The organism is Aegicerativicinus sediminis (assembly GCF_015476115.1).
GTDB lineage: Bacteria > Bacteroidota > Bacteroidia > Flavobacteriales > Flavobacteriaceae > Aegicerativicinus > Aegicerativicinus sediminis.
Window position 1 is genome coordinate 1,706,216 of sequence record NZ_CP064295.1, and the last position, 15,829, is coordinate 1,722,044.

At 37.7% G+C, this 15,829-nt stretch carries 10 protein-coding genes; 9 read left to right on the forward strand and 1 reads right to left on the reverse strand.

The window, feature by feature from the left end:
• The first annotated feature begins 8 nt into the window (after window positions 1-8).
• From ISU00_RS07325 to ISU00_RS07335, 3 genes are read left to right on the forward strand one after another with little or no spacing between them, the layout of a single operon-like run.
• Entirely contained in the window at window positions 9-2,273 is a 2,265-nt protein-coding gene (locus ISU00_RS07325) for a S9 family peptidase (RefSeq protein WP_228853401.1), read from the forward strand.
• A gap of 2 nt (window positions 2,274-2,275) precedes the next feature.
• Complete coding sequence (locus tag ISU00_RS07330; protein ID WP_228853402.1) at window positions 2,276-3,526, forward strand: NAD(P)/FAD-dependent oxidoreductase; 1,251 nt, start codon at window positions 2,276-2,278, stop codon at window positions 3,524-3,526.
• Window positions 3,527-3,536: 10 nt separating this feature from the next.
• Window positions 3,537-4,397 carry an AraC family transcriptional regulator gene (locus ISU00_RS07335; protein WP_228853403.1) on the forward strand — a complete coding sequence of 287 codons (861 nt, stop codon included), beginning with the start codon at window positions 3,537-3,539 and terminating at the stop codon, window positions 4,395-4,397.
• 3 nt (window positions 4,398-4,400) lie between these two features.
• Here the strand turns inward: ISU00_RS07335 and ISU00_RS07340 are convergent, their stop codons facing one another.
• Window positions 4,401-5,621, reverse strand: a complete 1,221-nt coding sequence (locus ISU00_RS07340) for an alpha/beta hydrolase-fold protein (RefSeq protein WP_228853404.1) — start codon at window positions 5,619-5,621, stop codon at window positions 4,401-4,403.
• A 113-nt stretch (window positions 5,622-5,734) separates the two neighbouring features.
• On the opposite strand from ISU00_RS07340, the gene ISU00_RS07345 reads away from it, so the two are divergent.
• The 6 genes from ISU00_RS07345 (at window position 5,735) to pdeM (ending at window position 15,801) form a co-directional block, all read left to right on the forward strand.
• Entirely contained in the window at window positions 5,735-6,682 is a 948-nt protein-coding gene (locus ISU00_RS07345; RefSeq protein ID WP_228853405.1) for a hypothetical protein, read from the forward strand.
• Between the two features lie 12 nt (window positions 6,683-6,694).
• Window positions 6,695-9,967 carry an amidohydrolase family protein gene (locus tag ISU00_RS07350; RefSeq protein ID WP_228853406.1) on the forward strand — a complete coding sequence of 1,091 codons (3,273 nt, stop codon included), beginning with the start codon at window positions 6,695-6,697 and terminating at the stop codon, window positions 9,965-9,967.
• A gap of 126 nt (window positions 9,968-10,093) precedes the next feature.
• On the forward strand, window positions 10,094-11,113 hold the full coding sequence (locus ISU00_RS07355; RefSeq protein WP_228853407.1) for a ligase-associated DNA damage response exonuclease: 1,020 nt from the start codon (window positions 10,094-10,096) through the stop codon (window positions 11,111-11,113).
• Window positions 11,110-12,708, forward strand: a complete 1,599-nt coding sequence (locus ISU00_RS07360) for an ATP-dependent DNA ligase (protein ID WP_228853408.1) — start codon at window positions 11,110-11,112, stop codon at window positions 12,706-12,708. Before ISU00_RS07355 ends, ISU00_RS07360 begins: the two co-directional genes overlap by 4 nt.
• Window positions 12,698-15,154: a ligase-associated DNA damage response DEXH box helicase gene (locus tag ISU00_RS07365; RefSeq protein WP_228853409.1), complete on the forward strand. Its 2,457-nt coding sequence runs from the start codon at window positions 12,698-12,700 to the stop codon at window positions 15,152-15,154. Before ISU00_RS07360 ends, ISU00_RS07365 begins: the two co-directional genes overlap by 11 nt.
• Window positions 15,151-15,801, forward strand: coding sequence for a ligase-associated DNA damage response endonuclease PdeM (gene pdeM, locus ISU00_RS07370; protein ID WP_228853410.1), 651 nt, complete (start codon window positions 15,151-15,153; stop codon window positions 15,799-15,801). Before ISU00_RS07365 ends, pdeM begins: the two co-directional genes overlap by 4 nt.
• The last annotated feature ends 28 nt before the right edge of the window (window positions 15,802-15,829 follow it).

Consider the following 15,829-nt stretch of genomic DNA (forward strand, 5'->3'; position numbering starts at 1 on the left):
ATTTAGATATGAAATTCTTTTTATTGAGTCTTTTTTTAGTAATTAACCTTGGGGGGGTTGTGAAAGCACAAAATGATTCAGTGCCGTTGGAAACTTACCAAAGGGCAATGAAGTTCACTCCCCAGAATTTGATTAATAAAAAGGTTTACAATCTCCGCACAGATGTTACTTGGTACAAGGATGGCAAAAAATTTTGGTTTATTGATTATTCTCAAAATGGACCAACCTATTTTTCTTTCGATTTAAAATCTAAAAAAAAATCTCCCTTATTCAATCATGACAAGCTACGGTCTGCTTTAGAATCTGAAGTTGGTACTCGGCTAACCTTGGATAGTCTAAGATTTCAAAACATTGAAGTTAAAGACTCCTCCATTCATTTTCAATTCAAAGAGAATAAGTATGAATGGTCACTTAAAAACGAAAAGTTGGCGAAAAAAGATTCTGCTAGAAACAACAATAATGGTAACCGATTTGAAAGCATTTCCCCGAACAAACAATGGAAAGTTTACAGAAAAGATCACAATCTGTTTTTGGAACATACTCAAACATCTGAAAAAACCGCCTTATCTGAGGACGGTGAGGAGGGTTATGACTATGCGAGTTGGTATGGTTGGTTCGATGAAATGATGGGTGAAGGAGGGGCAAGGCCTGAACGATTCTCAGTTTCTTGGTCTTCAAATTCTAACTATTTATTTACCCAGATATGTGATGTGCGGAAGGCAGATAAAATGTATTTGTTGAATTATGCGATTGATAGTTTGTATCGTCCATCCGTACAATCTTATTACCGTGGTTCTCCCGGAGATTCTACTTTGGTTTTGGTAACACCTGTTATTTATAATATTCAGACTAAAAGCAGGCTTTCTTTAGACCTACCTATCAATACTCATATAAATGCCGTGGGTTTACAGTTCTTGGAAGGTAAAGACTATGCTTTGGCTTCATGGAAGGAGCGTGGATTTAAAAAAGTCGTATTAAAGGGAATCGACTTAAAAACCCAAGAAATGGTAAGCCTATGGGAAGAAACCTCAAATACAAGTATTGACAATTTTGAATTCAGGTATTTAGAAAAGCAAGACAAAATAGTTGTTCTTTCAGAAAAGTCTGGTTGGAAGCAGTTGTATCTGTTAGATATTTCTAGCTCAAAAGTAACTCCACTTACACAAGGTAACTTTGTAGTTAATGAGATTTCTTATATCAATTCTGAAAATGGGGAAGTATATTATTTGGCCTCTGGTACAGATACAAATATGAACCCTTACTACCAGCGATTGTATAAGGTAAATTTAGAAGGTGAAAATCAATTATTAACTCCGGAACAAGTTCATCACCAGATTCAATTTTCATTTGAAGGAGATTATTTTGTGGATACGATTTCTGCAGTTGATGTGCCCTCCAAAACCGTCTTGAGAAATGCCGAGACTGGTAAAATTGTTGCCCAATTAACTACAGCCAATACATTTTGGGCGGAGGAACTAGGTTGGAAGCGACCGGAAACTTTTTCATTAATTGGTAAGGATGGAAAAACCACCATTTACGGTTCGTTTATTCTCCCTACCAATTTCGATCCTAATAAAAAATACCCTGTTTTAGATGCGACTTACACTGGTCCACATACACAGGTATTTCCTAAATCATTCAATTTGGCATTTAACAATCAATATTTTGCAGAATTAGGTTTTATAGTCGTTTCAATTGATGGATTGGGTACAGCGGGAAGGTCTAAGGCTTTTAGGGAACATTCTTATCAAAATATGGGAGATAACCTGAGAGATCATGTTTTAGCTATAACTGAACTGGCTAATCGTTATAAATTTATTGATGCCGAAAGGGTCGGAATATTTGGTCATTCCGCAGGGGGTTACGATTCTGGACATGGCATTTTGGCCTTTCCAGATTTTTATAAAGTTGCAGTTGCTAGTTCCGGAGATCACGACTTTCGTATGGAGAAGGCATGGTGGCCAGAGATGTATATGGGTTGGCCAATAACTGAGAAGTATGAGGAAGTTTCCAATATAACTTTGGCCAAGAATTTAAAAGGAAAACTACTGTTGGTTCACGGTGGCTTAGATCATAATGTTAACCCTTCTGCAACCTATAAGTTAGCTGAAGCCCTTGTTAAGGAAAATAAAGATTTTGATATGTTGATTTTGCCTAGCCAGAGACATGGTTATGTTGGTGAAGCAAGAAATGTATTCTTAAAACGTCGCTTAAATTATTTTGTTGAACATTTATTGCATAAGACCCCACGTTGGGACTATGATTTTGAGTAACTATGAATAGAAAATGCGTTATTATTGGCGGTGGAATAGTAGGTTTATGTACGGCCTATTATCTAATAAAAGAAGGTCATGAGGTAATTGTTGTTGATAAGGGAACGGACGCCGAAGGAGCTTCTTACGTAAACGCGGGCTACATAACCCCAAGTCATGTTATACCCTTAAGTTCACCCGGAATAATTACTAAAGGTTTAAAATGGATGTTTAACAGTAGAAGTCCATTCTATGTGAAACCACGTCTGGAAAGTAATTTTTTAAGTTGGTCATGGGCTTTCAAGAAATCTGCAACAGAGGCTAAGGTAAAGAAAGCCATTCCTGTAATAAAGGAAATTAATTTTTTAAGCAGGGATCTATATGAATCTATGAGAGCTGGTGGAGATTTCGATTTTAATTATCATCGAAACGGAATCTTTATGTGCTATAAAACTGAAGAGGCAGAAAAACATGAAACGTATGCAGCAGATTTGGCTATTAAAGAAGGTATGGATGTTAGACACTGTACCTTGGAGGAAATGAAAAAAATGCAACCCGGTGTAGATTATAATCTAAAGGGCTCATTTTTCTACGACTGCGATGGGCATATGACTCCCGATGATTTTATGCAACAAATTACTACTTACCTTGAAAAATCTGGAGTTACCATTTTAAGGGGTAAAGAAGTTGTAGATTTTAATCAAAGCGGAAATAAAGTAACTAAGGTTGAATTACTAGGTGAGGTTATAGATTGTGATGAGGTTGTTATTTGTTCTGGTGTTTGGACATCAGGGTTAGTAAATAAATTAGGAAGTAAAATGCTTATGGAAGCAGGAAAGGGTTACAGTTTTAATACCTACACTTCTACCAACATGACAATTCCTTGTATTTTGGTTGATTCCAAATGCGCGGTTACACCGATGAATGGTTTTACTCGATTTGCTGGGACTATGGAACTTTCGGGCATTAATAAAATTATTCGCAAGGAAAGGGTAGATGCAATTGCCGATGCTGCCAATTCATATTTTAATCATTTAAAAATTACTGAGGAAGAAAAATCTAAAGCCCGCAGTGGGTTGCGTCCTTGTACTCCAGATGGACTTCCCTATATCGGTCGGCTTGGAAATTGGAAGAATGTAACCGTAGCAGCAGGTCATGCTATGATGGGATGGAGCCTTGCGCCTGCGACGGGAAAATTTGTTTCAGAAATTATTTCAGAGCAGCCATTATCGATGGACATTAGTCCTTTTTCGCCCGAGAGAAGATTCGTTTAAAATTGTTTGGTTGAAACCAATTCTATTCAAAATACCAAAATCAAGCAAAGCATCTATCCTTATTCAAGTTGATGAGGAGCGGCATTTTTATGATAAGTTACATTATCATCCAGAATTTCAGATAACCTTGGTTGAAAAGGGTGATGGATTGTTTTTTGGGGGAGTGGGAATGGGAAAGTTTGCCCCTGGGGACATATTTTTTGTTGGCCAGAGTACGCCACATTTACTAAAGTCTTCTAAACGTTATTACCAAGAAAACTCAAGCGGTGTAAAATCTATTTCTGTTTTTTTTAATTATAATTCATTTGGAGACTCGTTTTTTGAATTGCCAGAAATGCGGCAATTGAAAAAGCTTTTGGAGATTACATCCAGAGTTATAAAAGTCTCCGAAGGAGAACAGCTTAGAGTCGGCCGTTTAATCCAACGAATGTTAGATTTGAAGGAACACGACAGAATTATTGGCTTGATGGAAATTCTGAGGGACATCGCAAATTCAGAAGTTAGTTATATAAATTCTGATGTTGTGACCTATCAATTGAAGGAACAAGGTATTAAAAGGCTAGATTCGGTTTTGAATTACACGTTTACACATTATAGCGAAACCATCAACATTGATCAAATTGCAGATTTAGCAAATTTAAGTCGCTCTCAGTTCAGTAGGTATTTTAAGGAACGCACGGGTAAAAGTTATATGGCTTTTTTAAATGAGGTCCGTATTGAAAATGCATGTTCTATGCTGTTGGATTCCCAATCGACCATCGAAGCAATTAGTTATGATGTAGGCTTTCAAAATCTATCTAATTTTAATAGGCAGTTTAAAAAGATAAAAAACCTTACGCCTTCTGCCTTTAGAAATATCAATCAGCTTTAATTATCAATTGCCGGAGGATTCTCTTTCCAAAGCCTCTAGCTTTGTAGTGGAGGCTTCCAATACAGGATGGTCGGATTTTTTAGCTAGCTCTATAGCCTTTTTATAATTTTCTTTGGCTTTTTCTATTTTCCCAAGTCTTGCATAGCCATCGGCAAGGCTGTCATAAACATTGGCTGAATTGGGATAATTTTTCACATTGGTTTCAAAAGCATATATGCCAACCTCTTTAAATCCATCCATTGGGGCACTTAAAAATTGATAACCCCATTCATTTACAATAGGTTCTGAGGAGATTTCAAAACCGTATAATTCGGAAATATCTTGCGAATGTTTTACTAAATAGTCCACAAATCCTTTTCGTCCACCGAAACGATCAAAGTCCTCTGGTGATTTAGGTTCGTCATATTTGTAATCTTGAAAAATAAATTCTAGTCCATTATAGGTGCCCCTGTGCGGAATTGTACCATGAGTTTCGGTAAACATGGGCTCAAATTTGTATTTGATGTTGGTTTCGGGATGTTTTTCGGAATGGTCTTCAAATTCGCCTATAAGCTTATAAACTCCTCCTAGCATGGTGCCGCCTTCATTGCCGATTGTCATATAATAACGAATTCGTTCCTTATTATATTTATCAAAAAATGGCTTCATATTTTTTGATAGATTTTGATCATTGAACCAAAGACTTGGGCTTAAAGCAATATACGCTTGAAACAGTTTTGGCTTATTAAGGAATGCATAGGTCGCAAACAGACCGCCAAATGAATGGCCTATTAAAATGTTGTAAGGAGCCGGGCTATAGGTTTTATTTATTTCCGGCATTAATTCTGTTTCAATAAACTTTAAAAAATTATCAGCCCCGCCTGATCCCTGAATTACGTTAGATTCATCATTGTCTATTATGGTTTGTTCAGGAGTTAAATCTCGCGTCCTATTGGTGTTTTCAATAGCTACCACTATTGCTGCTGGCATTCGACTACCTCCAGCTAAAAAATCAGTAATACCAGATGTATGTAAAAAATGAGTCCGTCCATCTAATAAATAAATCACTGGGTAGGCGGTATCGAAAGAATTAAATCGGTTTGGAAGATGAACCGTGTAGGTTCGCTCTTCATTGAGAACTTCCGATTTTATCTTAAAACGTTTGCCGATAACCACATCTTCTTGTGCAATAATAAGTGATGAAGTGAATACTAAAAAAGAAAAAAGGACTGGTAACAATTTCATAATAAAGGAATTAATCTTCTTAAAATTAATAATTTATATCAATTAAAAAATCTTCTTAACTTTAAAAACCCCACTTTTAAGAAATCATAACACCACTAAATTCAATTATTTTTATGAAGCGTATATTCATTGCTTTAGGTATCTTTTGCCTTTTTATTATGGTCATTGCCTGTAAAGAAAATTCAAAAGAAAACCCAGAAGCACAACCCTCTAACATTCCATTATCAACAATCGAGATAACCACAAACGTGATGGACTTCCAAATGCCCGATACACTTAACTCTGGCTGGACAACTTTTAAATATATCAACAAATCAGATGAGGTACACTTTCTAATATTTGAGAAAATGCCCGATAGTTTGAGATTTTCTGATTACAAGCGGGATATATTTCCTCCCTTTTTGGCGGCTCATGATTTAATGTCTGAAGGGAATTTTGAGGCTGCTATGCAGGAATTCGGTAAAATACCTGCTTGGTTTTCTCAAGTTAAAGTTGCTGGTGGTGTTGGCATGACCAGCGAAAGGATGACCGCCCAATCCACAATATATCTAGAACCTGGAGTTTATGTTATGGAGTGTTATGTGCGAATGCCAGATGGCAAGCCTCATGCACTTTTGGGAATGATTAAGGAGATTATTGTTACTGATCAAAAAAATCCAGAACTAGACTTTTCTCCAGATTATGTAATTAGCGTTTCGGCTATGTCAGGTATTCAATTTAATGATTCAATTCCTAATGGAAACTATCAATTTGAGGTGAATTTTAAAGACCAAAAAATTTATGAAAGTATGTTAGGGCATGATGTTAATTTGGTGCGATTAGAAGAGGGTAAAGAATTAGATAGTTTGGCTAATTGGCTAAATGCTTCTGATTTTCAAGCCCTGAGAACTCCAGCGCCACAAGGATACCAATTTTTAGGAGGTGTGCAAGACTTAGAAGCAAATCAAAAAGGCTATTTTAGTGTTGAATTAAGGCCTGGAAGCTATGTCCTGATTTCTGAAATTCCTGATGCTCTTAACAGAAATATGTACAAGACTTTTAATGTTTATACCAAAAACTAACCAAAACTTTAAATGAAACATCTTTTCAAATTAACGGTAATTTTTATTCTCCCATTTGTAAGCTTTTCCCAAGATAAAAAAGAAGACAAGTGGGATGTTAGTAAACCTGTAGAACCATTTTCAGAAGTTACCATTTCCACAGAAGAAGGTACCTGGATGAGTGTAGACGTAAGCCCTGATGGACAAACCTTGGTCTTTGATATGCTCGGAGACATTTTTACCATGCCTATAAGTGGAGGTAAAGCCAAATTATTAAGGGGAGGGCATGCCTGGGAAATTCAACCTCGCTTTAGTCCAGATGGTAAACAAATTTCTTTCACAAGCGATGCAGGTGGAGGCGACAATATTTGGATTATGAATACCAATGGTTCTGACGCCAAACAAGTGACCAAAGAAGATTTTCGCTTGTTGAATAATGCAGTTTGGACCCCTGATGGAAATTATTTAATTGCGAGAAAGCATTTTACTTCTACCCGTTCTCTTGGAGCTGGCGAAATTTGGATGTATCATACTTCTGGAGGTGGAGGTATTCAATTGGTAAAAAAGAAAAATGACCAACAAGATATTGGCGAACCATGGGTAAGTCCTGATGGCAAGTATGTCTTTTACAGTGAAGATATGTATCCGGGAGGCTTTTTCCAATATAACAAGGACCCTAATAGCCAGATTTATGCTATTAAGCGATACAATATGGAAACGGGTGAAACCAAAACAATCGCTAGTGGACCCGGTGGAGCCATTCGTCCCCAGGTGTCACCTGATGGAAAAACTTTGGCGTTTGTAAGAAGAGTTCGCACCAAATCCGTGTTATACCTAATGGATTTGGAAACTGGAGTAACTAAACCTGTATTTGATGGTTTATCAAAGGACCAACAAGAAGCTTGGGCAATTTTCGGTGTATATCCAGGGTTCAATTGGATGCCAGACAATAAGCATATTGTTATATGGGCAGAAGGTAAATTGAAGAAAATTAATACTGAAGATGGTACGTCGATGACCATTCCTTTTCAGATTGAAAGCAAACAAAGTATAACAGAGGCATTAAAATTTAAGCAAAATCCTGCCCCCGAGACCTTTGAGTCACACGTAATTCGAACTGCGAAATTGTCTCCTGACGAAAAAATCTTAGTCTTCAATGCTGCGGGTTACCTGTATACTAAATCTATGCCTAATGGAAAACCTAAGCGCCTAACAACAGGAACTGATTTTGAGTTCGAGCCTTCTTTTTCTCCTGATGGTAAATCAATTGCATATGTCACATGGAATGATGAAAACAAGGGAGCCTTAATGACGATTCCCTCTTCAGGTGGAGTCCCAACTAAACTAAGCTCGGAAAAAGGCATTTTTAGAACTCCGGCTTATTCCCCAAATGGAAAATCGATTGTTTTCAGAAAAGATGGGGGTAGTGGTACCTTTGGATTTGCTTATGCCATGGAACCTGGGATTTATTTATACGATTTAAACACCAAGAAAGAAGAAAAAGTTACTGATGGTGGCGAATATCCAAGATTTAACCCAAAAGGTGACCGCATTTACTATCAAAATGGTGGATATTTATTCGGTAGTTTAGATAAGAGTTTGAACAGTGTTGATTTAAAGGGTGAAGATAAGCGAACTAATTTTCATTCTAAATATGCTAATCAATATGCTATTAGTCCTGATGGTAATTGGCTTGCGTTTGGGGAGCTTCATAATATTTATTTGATGCCGTTTAAGGAATTTGGGCAAACTTTTGAACTTTCAAAGGATTCTAAATCTCTTCCGGTAAAGAAGATTTCTGAAGATGCGGGAATAAATCTACAATGGAATAATAAAAGCAACATTCTACATTATACATTAGGGTCTAAACATTATAGTATCGATTTAAAGGATGTCTTTGATTTTGTTGAGGGTGCACCAGAGGAAATGCCAAAAGAAATAAAGCGCAAAGTAACGGATATTGGACTTACTCTAACTACAGACCAGCCAAATGGTGTCATCGCCTTAACGGGTGCCAAAATAATTACCATGAAAGGTGAAGAGGTAATTGAAAACGGTGTGGTCGTAGTCGAAAAAAATCGAATTAAAAGTATAGGTAAGGCAGGTGAAGTGAATATTCCTTCCAACGCGAAAACCATTGATGTTAGTGGTAAGGTAATAATGCCGGGTATTATTGACACGCATGCACATTTAGATGCCTTTGGGGATGGGATCAGTCCTCAGAAAGAATGGTCATACTATGCTAATCTCGCCTTTGGAATTACCACCACCCACGATCCTTCGGCAAATACCGAATATGCCTTATCACAATCTGAAATGGTTAAAACAGGTCGTATGGTAGGTCCTAGAATTTTTAGTACTGGTACCATCTTGTATGGTGCCGATGGAGATTTTAAAGCAGTAATCAACAATTATAAAGATGCTGAATCTGCCATAAAGCGAACAAAGGCTTACGGCGCTTTTAGTGTAAAAAGTTATAACCAACCAAGAAGGGAGCAGCGCCAACAGGTTATTAAGGCATCTCGAGAAAATGAAATAATGGTCTATCCAGAAGGTGGTTCAACTTTTTTCCATAACATGACAATGATTTTGGATGGACATACAAGTGTAGAACATAACATTCCCGTCGCCCCTTTATATGATGATGTTTTGCAACTATGGGGTGCTAGTAAAACTGCAAATACACCAACCTTGATTGTTAATTACGGGGGTTTAAACGGTGAATATTATTGGTACCAGCATAGCAACGTATGGGAAAATGAAAAATTGCTGAAATATACTCCGCGTAGGATTATCGATAGCCGTTCGCGTCATAGAACTATGGCGCCAGAGGAAGAATATGAAAATGGACATATTTTGGTAGCTAAATCATGCAAGGCTTTGTTAGACAAAGGAGTTCATATATGTGTGGGTGGCCATGGTCAGTTGCAAGGATTAGGTGTGCATTGGGAAATGTGGATGTTGGGCCAAGGTGGCTTTTCAAATTATGAAATGTTACGATCTGCTACCATTTATGGAGCAGAGTATATCGGAATGGGGGATGACTTAGGGTCATTAGAACCAGGTAAATTAGCGGATCTATTAGTTTTGGATAAGGATCCTTTGGTCGATATTCAAAATTCTCAATTCGTTTCCCATACAATGGTTAATGGAAGATTATTTGACACATCTACAATGAATGAAGTTGGAAATAGAACTAAAGAAAGAACCAACTTCTTTTGGGAGCAAGATGGTTATAATGACGATTTTGGGTGGCACGAGGAGACACAATCTTTTACCCGACCTAAGTGTATCTGTGGTCATTAATTTACAGTTTCCATAAAGCCTTTTTAATATTTGGACTTTTAATATAAAGTCCAAATATTTCCTTAAAGCGTTCATGGCCAAAATCATAAATCTGTATTTTTAGTGAAAATGCTATGATTCCAAAACATGTCTTGGGTAAAATTCACTAAAAAAGGTATTTATTGTGTTCCTGGAAAATTCTATCTAGATCCTTGGTTGCCCGTAAAACATGCTGTTATATCACATGGTCATGCGGACCATGCCCGCTGGGGAATGCGGCATTATTTATGTCAAGATGCTACTAAACCGATTTTACTACACCGGATTGGGGCGGATATTTCGGTCGAAAGTATGCCCTATGGTGCGCAGAGAACAATCAATGGTGTGGCAGTAAGTTTTCATCCTGCCGGACATCTAATAGGGTCTTCGCAAATTAGACTAGAATACAAGGGAGAGGTTTGGGTATTTTCTGGAGATTATAAGGTGAAGGACGATTTTCTATCCACACCATTTGAAGCTGTTAAGTGTCATACGTTTATTACCGAAAGCACATTTGGCTTGCCAATCTATAAATGGTTAGAAGAAAATGAGTTGCAACAACAACTCCATAATTGGGTGACATTAAACAAAGAAAATAATCGCACTTCTGTTTTTTTAGGTTATTCACTAGGTAAGGCGCAGCGTCTTATGAAATTGCTAAATGGCTTAGATCAAATGTATGTGCATTCTGCAATAGATAATATCAACAATGCTATTGATTCCGCAGGAATTTCTTTGCCTCCTACCCAACGTTTGGAATCCGATTTTAATAAAAAAGATTTGGAAGGAAAGATAGTAATTCTTCCTCCAGCTCTTCTCGGCTCTAAAATGTTGAAACGTTTACCAAATGCGGCAACTGCTATCTGTAGTGGTTGGATGCAGGTGAGAGGTAACCGTCGTTGGCAAAGTGTCGATGCTGGATTTGCAGTAAGTGATCATGCTGATTGGGATGGCCTTTTAAATGCCGTGAAATCAACTGAAGCTGAAAAAGTTTATGTGACGCATGGGTCAAAGGCTACTTTTTCGAAATATCTAAATGAAATTGGCATTGAAGCTGAAGAAATAGTGACGGAATTTGGTGAGGAGGATGACACTGCCAAAGACGAAACAAATCAGTCCAGCATATGAAAGATTTTACCGACTTAATCAACTCGGTGGAAATCACCAATAAAACCAATGCTAAAATTGATGCACTTGTACATTATTTTAATGTAGCCGAGGACAAGGATAAACTTTGGCTCATTGCTATTTTTACTGGAAGACGGCCACCTAGACCCGTAAATTCTAATTTAATGCGGCAATGGTGTTTGGAAATTGTTGGCTACCCAGAATGGTTGTTTTTGGAAAGTTATGGTGTTGTTGGTGATTTAGGTGAAACCATGGCTTTGATGTTACCAGAACCTTCGCATCGCATCCAAAAGCCCTTGCATCAATGGATGAAAGAATTGAAAAAGTTACGAAGAGCTACTGAGGATGATAAGAAAGAATATGTTCTTAGTGCTTGGGATGGCTTGCAAATGCAGGAGCGGTTTATTTTTAATAAGCTTATCGGAGGCAGTTTCAGAATTGGGATTTCTAAAAAGACTTTGGTAAATGCCTTAGCAAAATATTCGGGATTAGACGCCAACCAATTGATGCATTCTATTAGCGGAAAATGGGATATTGACAGTATTTCATTTCACGATTTGCTTAATGGCGAGCACGTGAATTATGACAACTCTAAGCCCTATCCATTTTGCTTGGCTTATGCATTAGAAAAAGAATTGGATGATTTAGGAAAACCTAATGAATGGCAGGTGGAGTATAAGTGGGATGGTATTCGGGGTCAGATTGTTAAGAGAAACGGTCAGGTATTTATTTGGTCGCGAGGGGAAGAATTGGTAAGCGAGCAATTTCCTGAACTGATAGAATTTATGACTTCAGTATCTTCAGACTTTGTTATTGATGGTGAGATTCTACCCATAAAGGAAGGAGCAGTTTTGTTGTTTAATGATCTTCAAAAGCGGCTTAATCGTAAGACCATCAGCAAAAAATTGTTGAATGAGGTACCAATAGGATTTTACGTTTATGATATCATGGAGTTCCAAGGGAAGGATATTAGGAATAAACCCATGCAAGCACGCCGTGAAATACTTGAAGGTCTTTTTTCCGGATTTCCTCCTTCTGAAACGGTAAAACTATCCGAAATTATTCAGTTTAAAGATTGGCAATCACTTACCAAGATTAGAGAGAATTCGCGAGATATAAATAGTGAAGGTTTAATGTTAAAGGAGAAAAATTCCATTTATCATACAGGTCGAAAGAAAGGTGATTGGTGGAAATGGAAAGTCGATCCTCTTACCATTGATGCGGTTTTAATTTATGCTCAAAAAGGGAGCGGAAGGCGCAGTGCCCATTATACCGATTATACTTTTGCAGTGAAGGATGGTGAAAATTTAGTAACCATTGCCAAGGCTTATTCAGGCTTAACTGACAAAGAGATTTTGGAGGTAAGCAGGTTTGTAAAACGTAATGCCATTGAGAAATTTGGGCCAGTGAGAACCGTAAAGCCAGAATTGGTATTTGAAATAGCTTTTGAAGGTATAGCTCCCAGCAATCGTCATAAATCGGGAGTTGCACTTAGATTCCCCAGAATTTTAAGGTGGCGTAAGGACAAACCTCTTAGTGAAATTGATACCTTAGAAGAGGTGAAAAAATTGATTCCGACTACTGATGACCTTTAAAAAATCTGAAGGCTACCAACTTATTAACCAATGGATGAAAAATGAGGGTATTAAACCCTTTCAATTTCAATTAGAAACTTGGGAACATTATGGAAATGGTTTTAGTGGAATGGTAGTTGCTCCTACGGGTTTTGGTAAAACATTTTCCGTGTTTTTAGCCTTAGTCATAGATTACATCAACCATCCTTCAAACTATCCCAAAGGCATGAAGCTACTTTGGATTAGTCCATTGCGGTCTTTGGCCAAGGATTTGGCCAAGGCAATGAACACAACGGTTGATCAAATTGGGTTAGATTGGACGGTGGAAGTCCGCAATGGGGACACGCCACAAAAAGTTCGTCGACAGCAAGAAAGGTTAATGCCAGATGTACTTATAACTACACCAGAGACCTTGCATTTATTGTTTGCACAAAAAAATAATTTTCGGTTTTTCAAATCCCTAAAATGTATTGCGGTTGATGAATGGCATGAACTTTTGGGATCCAAACGAGGCGTTCTCACTGAATTAGGAATTAGTCATATAATGGGCATTTCTAAAGAATTAAGGGTTTGGGGAATCACCGCCACCATCGGTAATTTAGAGCAGGCTAAAGAAGTGTTATTGCCATATCCTGAACTTAAAAAGGCGACTGTTCGAGCACTAGAAGAAAAGAAACTAGAGATTATACCCGTTATTCCAGACGAGTTGGAAGTGCTTCCGTGGGCCGGACATATCGGTAAGAAGATGGCGTCCAAAATAGTTCCCATTATCTATGAGAATAATACTACCCTGATTTTCACAAACACACGTGGACAAGCTGAATTATGGTACCAGATTTTGCTGGATGAAGACCCAGAATTGGCTGGGCAATTGGCTATTCATCACGGGTCAATTGATTTTGAGTTGCGTAATTGGATTGAGGAAGCCATTGTTGCAGGTCTACTTAGGGCCGTTGTTTGTACTTCATCCTTAGATTTAGGAGTGGATTTTAAACCTGTGGATTGCGTTATTCAAATAGGTTCTTCTAAAGGAATTGCTAGGTTTATGCAACGTGCGGGTCGAAGCGGACATTCTCCTTATGAGATTTCAAAAATCTATTTTATTCCTACACATTCCTTAGAATTAATCGAGGTTGCAGCTTTAAAGGAAGCTGTTAAGCAAGGGAGAATTGAAGATAGAGAACCAATGGTGCTAACCTTTGATACACTCGTTCAATTTTTGGTAACCTTAGCAGTTGGAGAAGGTTTTATACCGGATAAGGTATTTCAAACCATAAAAAACACTTATGCTTTTCAATTCATTACGGATGAGGAATGGCAATGGGCGCTTCAGTTCATCACTCAAGGTGGTCCAACCTTAAAAGCTTATGAGGAGTTTCATAAAGTGGTAAAACAGGACAATGGTACCTACAAGGTTGAAAGTCGACGGATTGCTATGCTTCACCGTATGAATGTTGGGGTTATAGTGAGTGACGCAATGATGCGTGTAAAGTTTATGTCTGGTGGTTATGTTGGGATGATTGAGGAATATTTTATTTCCAAATTAAATCCAGGAGACAGTTTTATTTTAGCAGGTCGGGTCCTAGAATTGGTGCAAATTAAGGATATGACGGCCTTTGTTAAACGTAGTAAAGCCAGAAAAGCGATTACCCCTAGTTGGTTGGGGGGTCGTTTACCATTAACTTCCAACCTAAGTCATTTTTTGAGAATGAAATTGTCCGAATCCTTAAATGCAGGGACTAACGAACCGGAATTACAATTTCTTCATCCATTACTCGCTAATCAAGAAGAACGATCTCATATTCCAAGGGAAAATGAATTTTTAGTCGAAATGATTGATACCAAAGACGGTTCACATTTGTTTATGTACCCATTTGAAGGGCGATTAGTAAATGAGGTGGTCGCAGCACTTATAGCTTATCGAATAAGCCAAATTCAACCCATAACTTTTACCATTGCTATGAACGATTATGGTTTTGAATTGCTGAGTGACCAAAAAATTCCTCTTGACGAATCGAATATTAAGGAGATTTTGAGCAAAGAAAATTTAATGGATGATGTGGTAAGTAGTATTAATTCTACAGAAATGGCTTCTCGAAAATTCAGAGACATTGCGGTAATTGCAGGTTTGGTGGTGCAAACCCAGCCAGGGTCTAAAAAGAATAATAAAAGTTTACAGTCGAGTTCAGGTTTAATTTTTCGTGTATTAGAAGATTATGAACAAAACAATCTCCTCTTACGACAGGCCTATACCGAAGTTTTTGATCAGCAATTGGAAGAGACAAGATTAAGAGCCGCGTTTGAACGTATACATAAAAGCGAAATAATATTGGTTAGGGCAAAATCGTTTACTCCTTTGAGTTTTCCGATAAAAGTTGATAGCTTGCGAGAATCTCTTACAAGTGAAGATTTAGACAAACGCATTCAACGATTAAAAGCTGAGGCAGAAAGGGCGACTCAAATATGACCATTCAATATAGAGAAATAACATGCCAAGAAGAACAGCTTCTCTTAACCAATCAACGTGCTGTGTATTGGCCAAGGCAAAAGGCGCTCATTTTGTCTGACTTACACCTTGGCAAAGCAGCACATTTCAGAAAATTTGGGATCCCCATTTCAAAAAAGGTTTTCAAAGACGATCTAAAAAAATTAGAGGAACTCATTGGTTTTTTCCAAGTGACTCGCTTAATAATTGTAGGGGATTTATTCCATGCTGAAGCTAATACTGAGGTTATGGATTTTCAAGGGTGGATTTCTAAAAATCCTGGGTTGTCGATAGAGCTTATAAAGGGTAACCATGATCAGTTAACAGATAGAATATATACCCTGCTTGGAGTAAAGATTTATAAAGATTCTCTAGAATTAAGTGGATTCTGTTTTGTGCATGAGCGCCCACAATCATTTACTGATAAATTCACAATTACAGGCCATACCCATCCAGGGGTTGTGTTGAAGGGAAGGGGAAAGCAACGGGTCAGACTGCCGTGTTATCAACTTTCAAAATCCGGACTTGTTCTTCCAGCCTTTAGCAAGTTTACTGGCTTGGACACACGAAAGACTAAAGAAAATCCTATATGTTACGCTATTACAGATACTTCAGTGTTTGAGGTTTAAAAAGCATTCCGTATTTTTAGTGGTTACT

Bases quoted from the DNA above. Each gene is read 5' to 3' on its own strand.
- ISU00_RS07350 (WP_228853406.1), top strand. From the start codon at position 6,695: ATGAAACATCTTTTCAAATTAACGGTAATTTTTATTCTCCCATTTGTA.
- ISU00_RS07330 (WP_228853402.1), top strand. From the start codon at position 2,276: ATGAATAGAAAATGCGTTATTATTGGCGGTGGAATAGTAGGTTTATGT.
- ISU00_RS07340 (WP_228853404.1), bottom strand. From the start codon at position 5,621: ATGAAATTGTTACCAGTCCTTTTTTCTTTTTTAGTATTCACTTCATCA.
- ISU00_RS07325 (WP_228853401.1), top strand. From the start codon at position 9: ATGAAATTCTTTTTATTGAGTCTTTTTTTAGTAATTAACCTTGGGGGG.
- ISU00_RS07345 (WP_228853405.1), top strand. From the start codon at position 5,735: ATGAAGCGTATATTCATTGCTTTAGGTATCTTTTGCCTTTTTATTATG.
- ISU00_RS07365 (WP_228853409.1), top strand. From the start codon at position 12,698: ATGACCTTTAAAAAATCTGAAGGCTACCAACTTATTAACCAATGGATG.
- pdeM (WP_228853410.1), top strand. From the start codon at position 15,151: ATGACCATTCAATATAGAGAAATAACATGCCAAGAAGAACAGCTTCTC.
- ISU00_RS07360 (WP_228853408.1), top strand. From the start codon at position 11,110: ATGAAAGATTTTACCGACTTAATCAACTCGGTGGAAATCACCAATAAA.
- ISU00_RS07355 (WP_228853407.1), top strand. From the start codon at position 10,094: ATGTCTTGGGTAAAATTCACTAAAAAAGGTATTTATTGTGTTCCTGGA.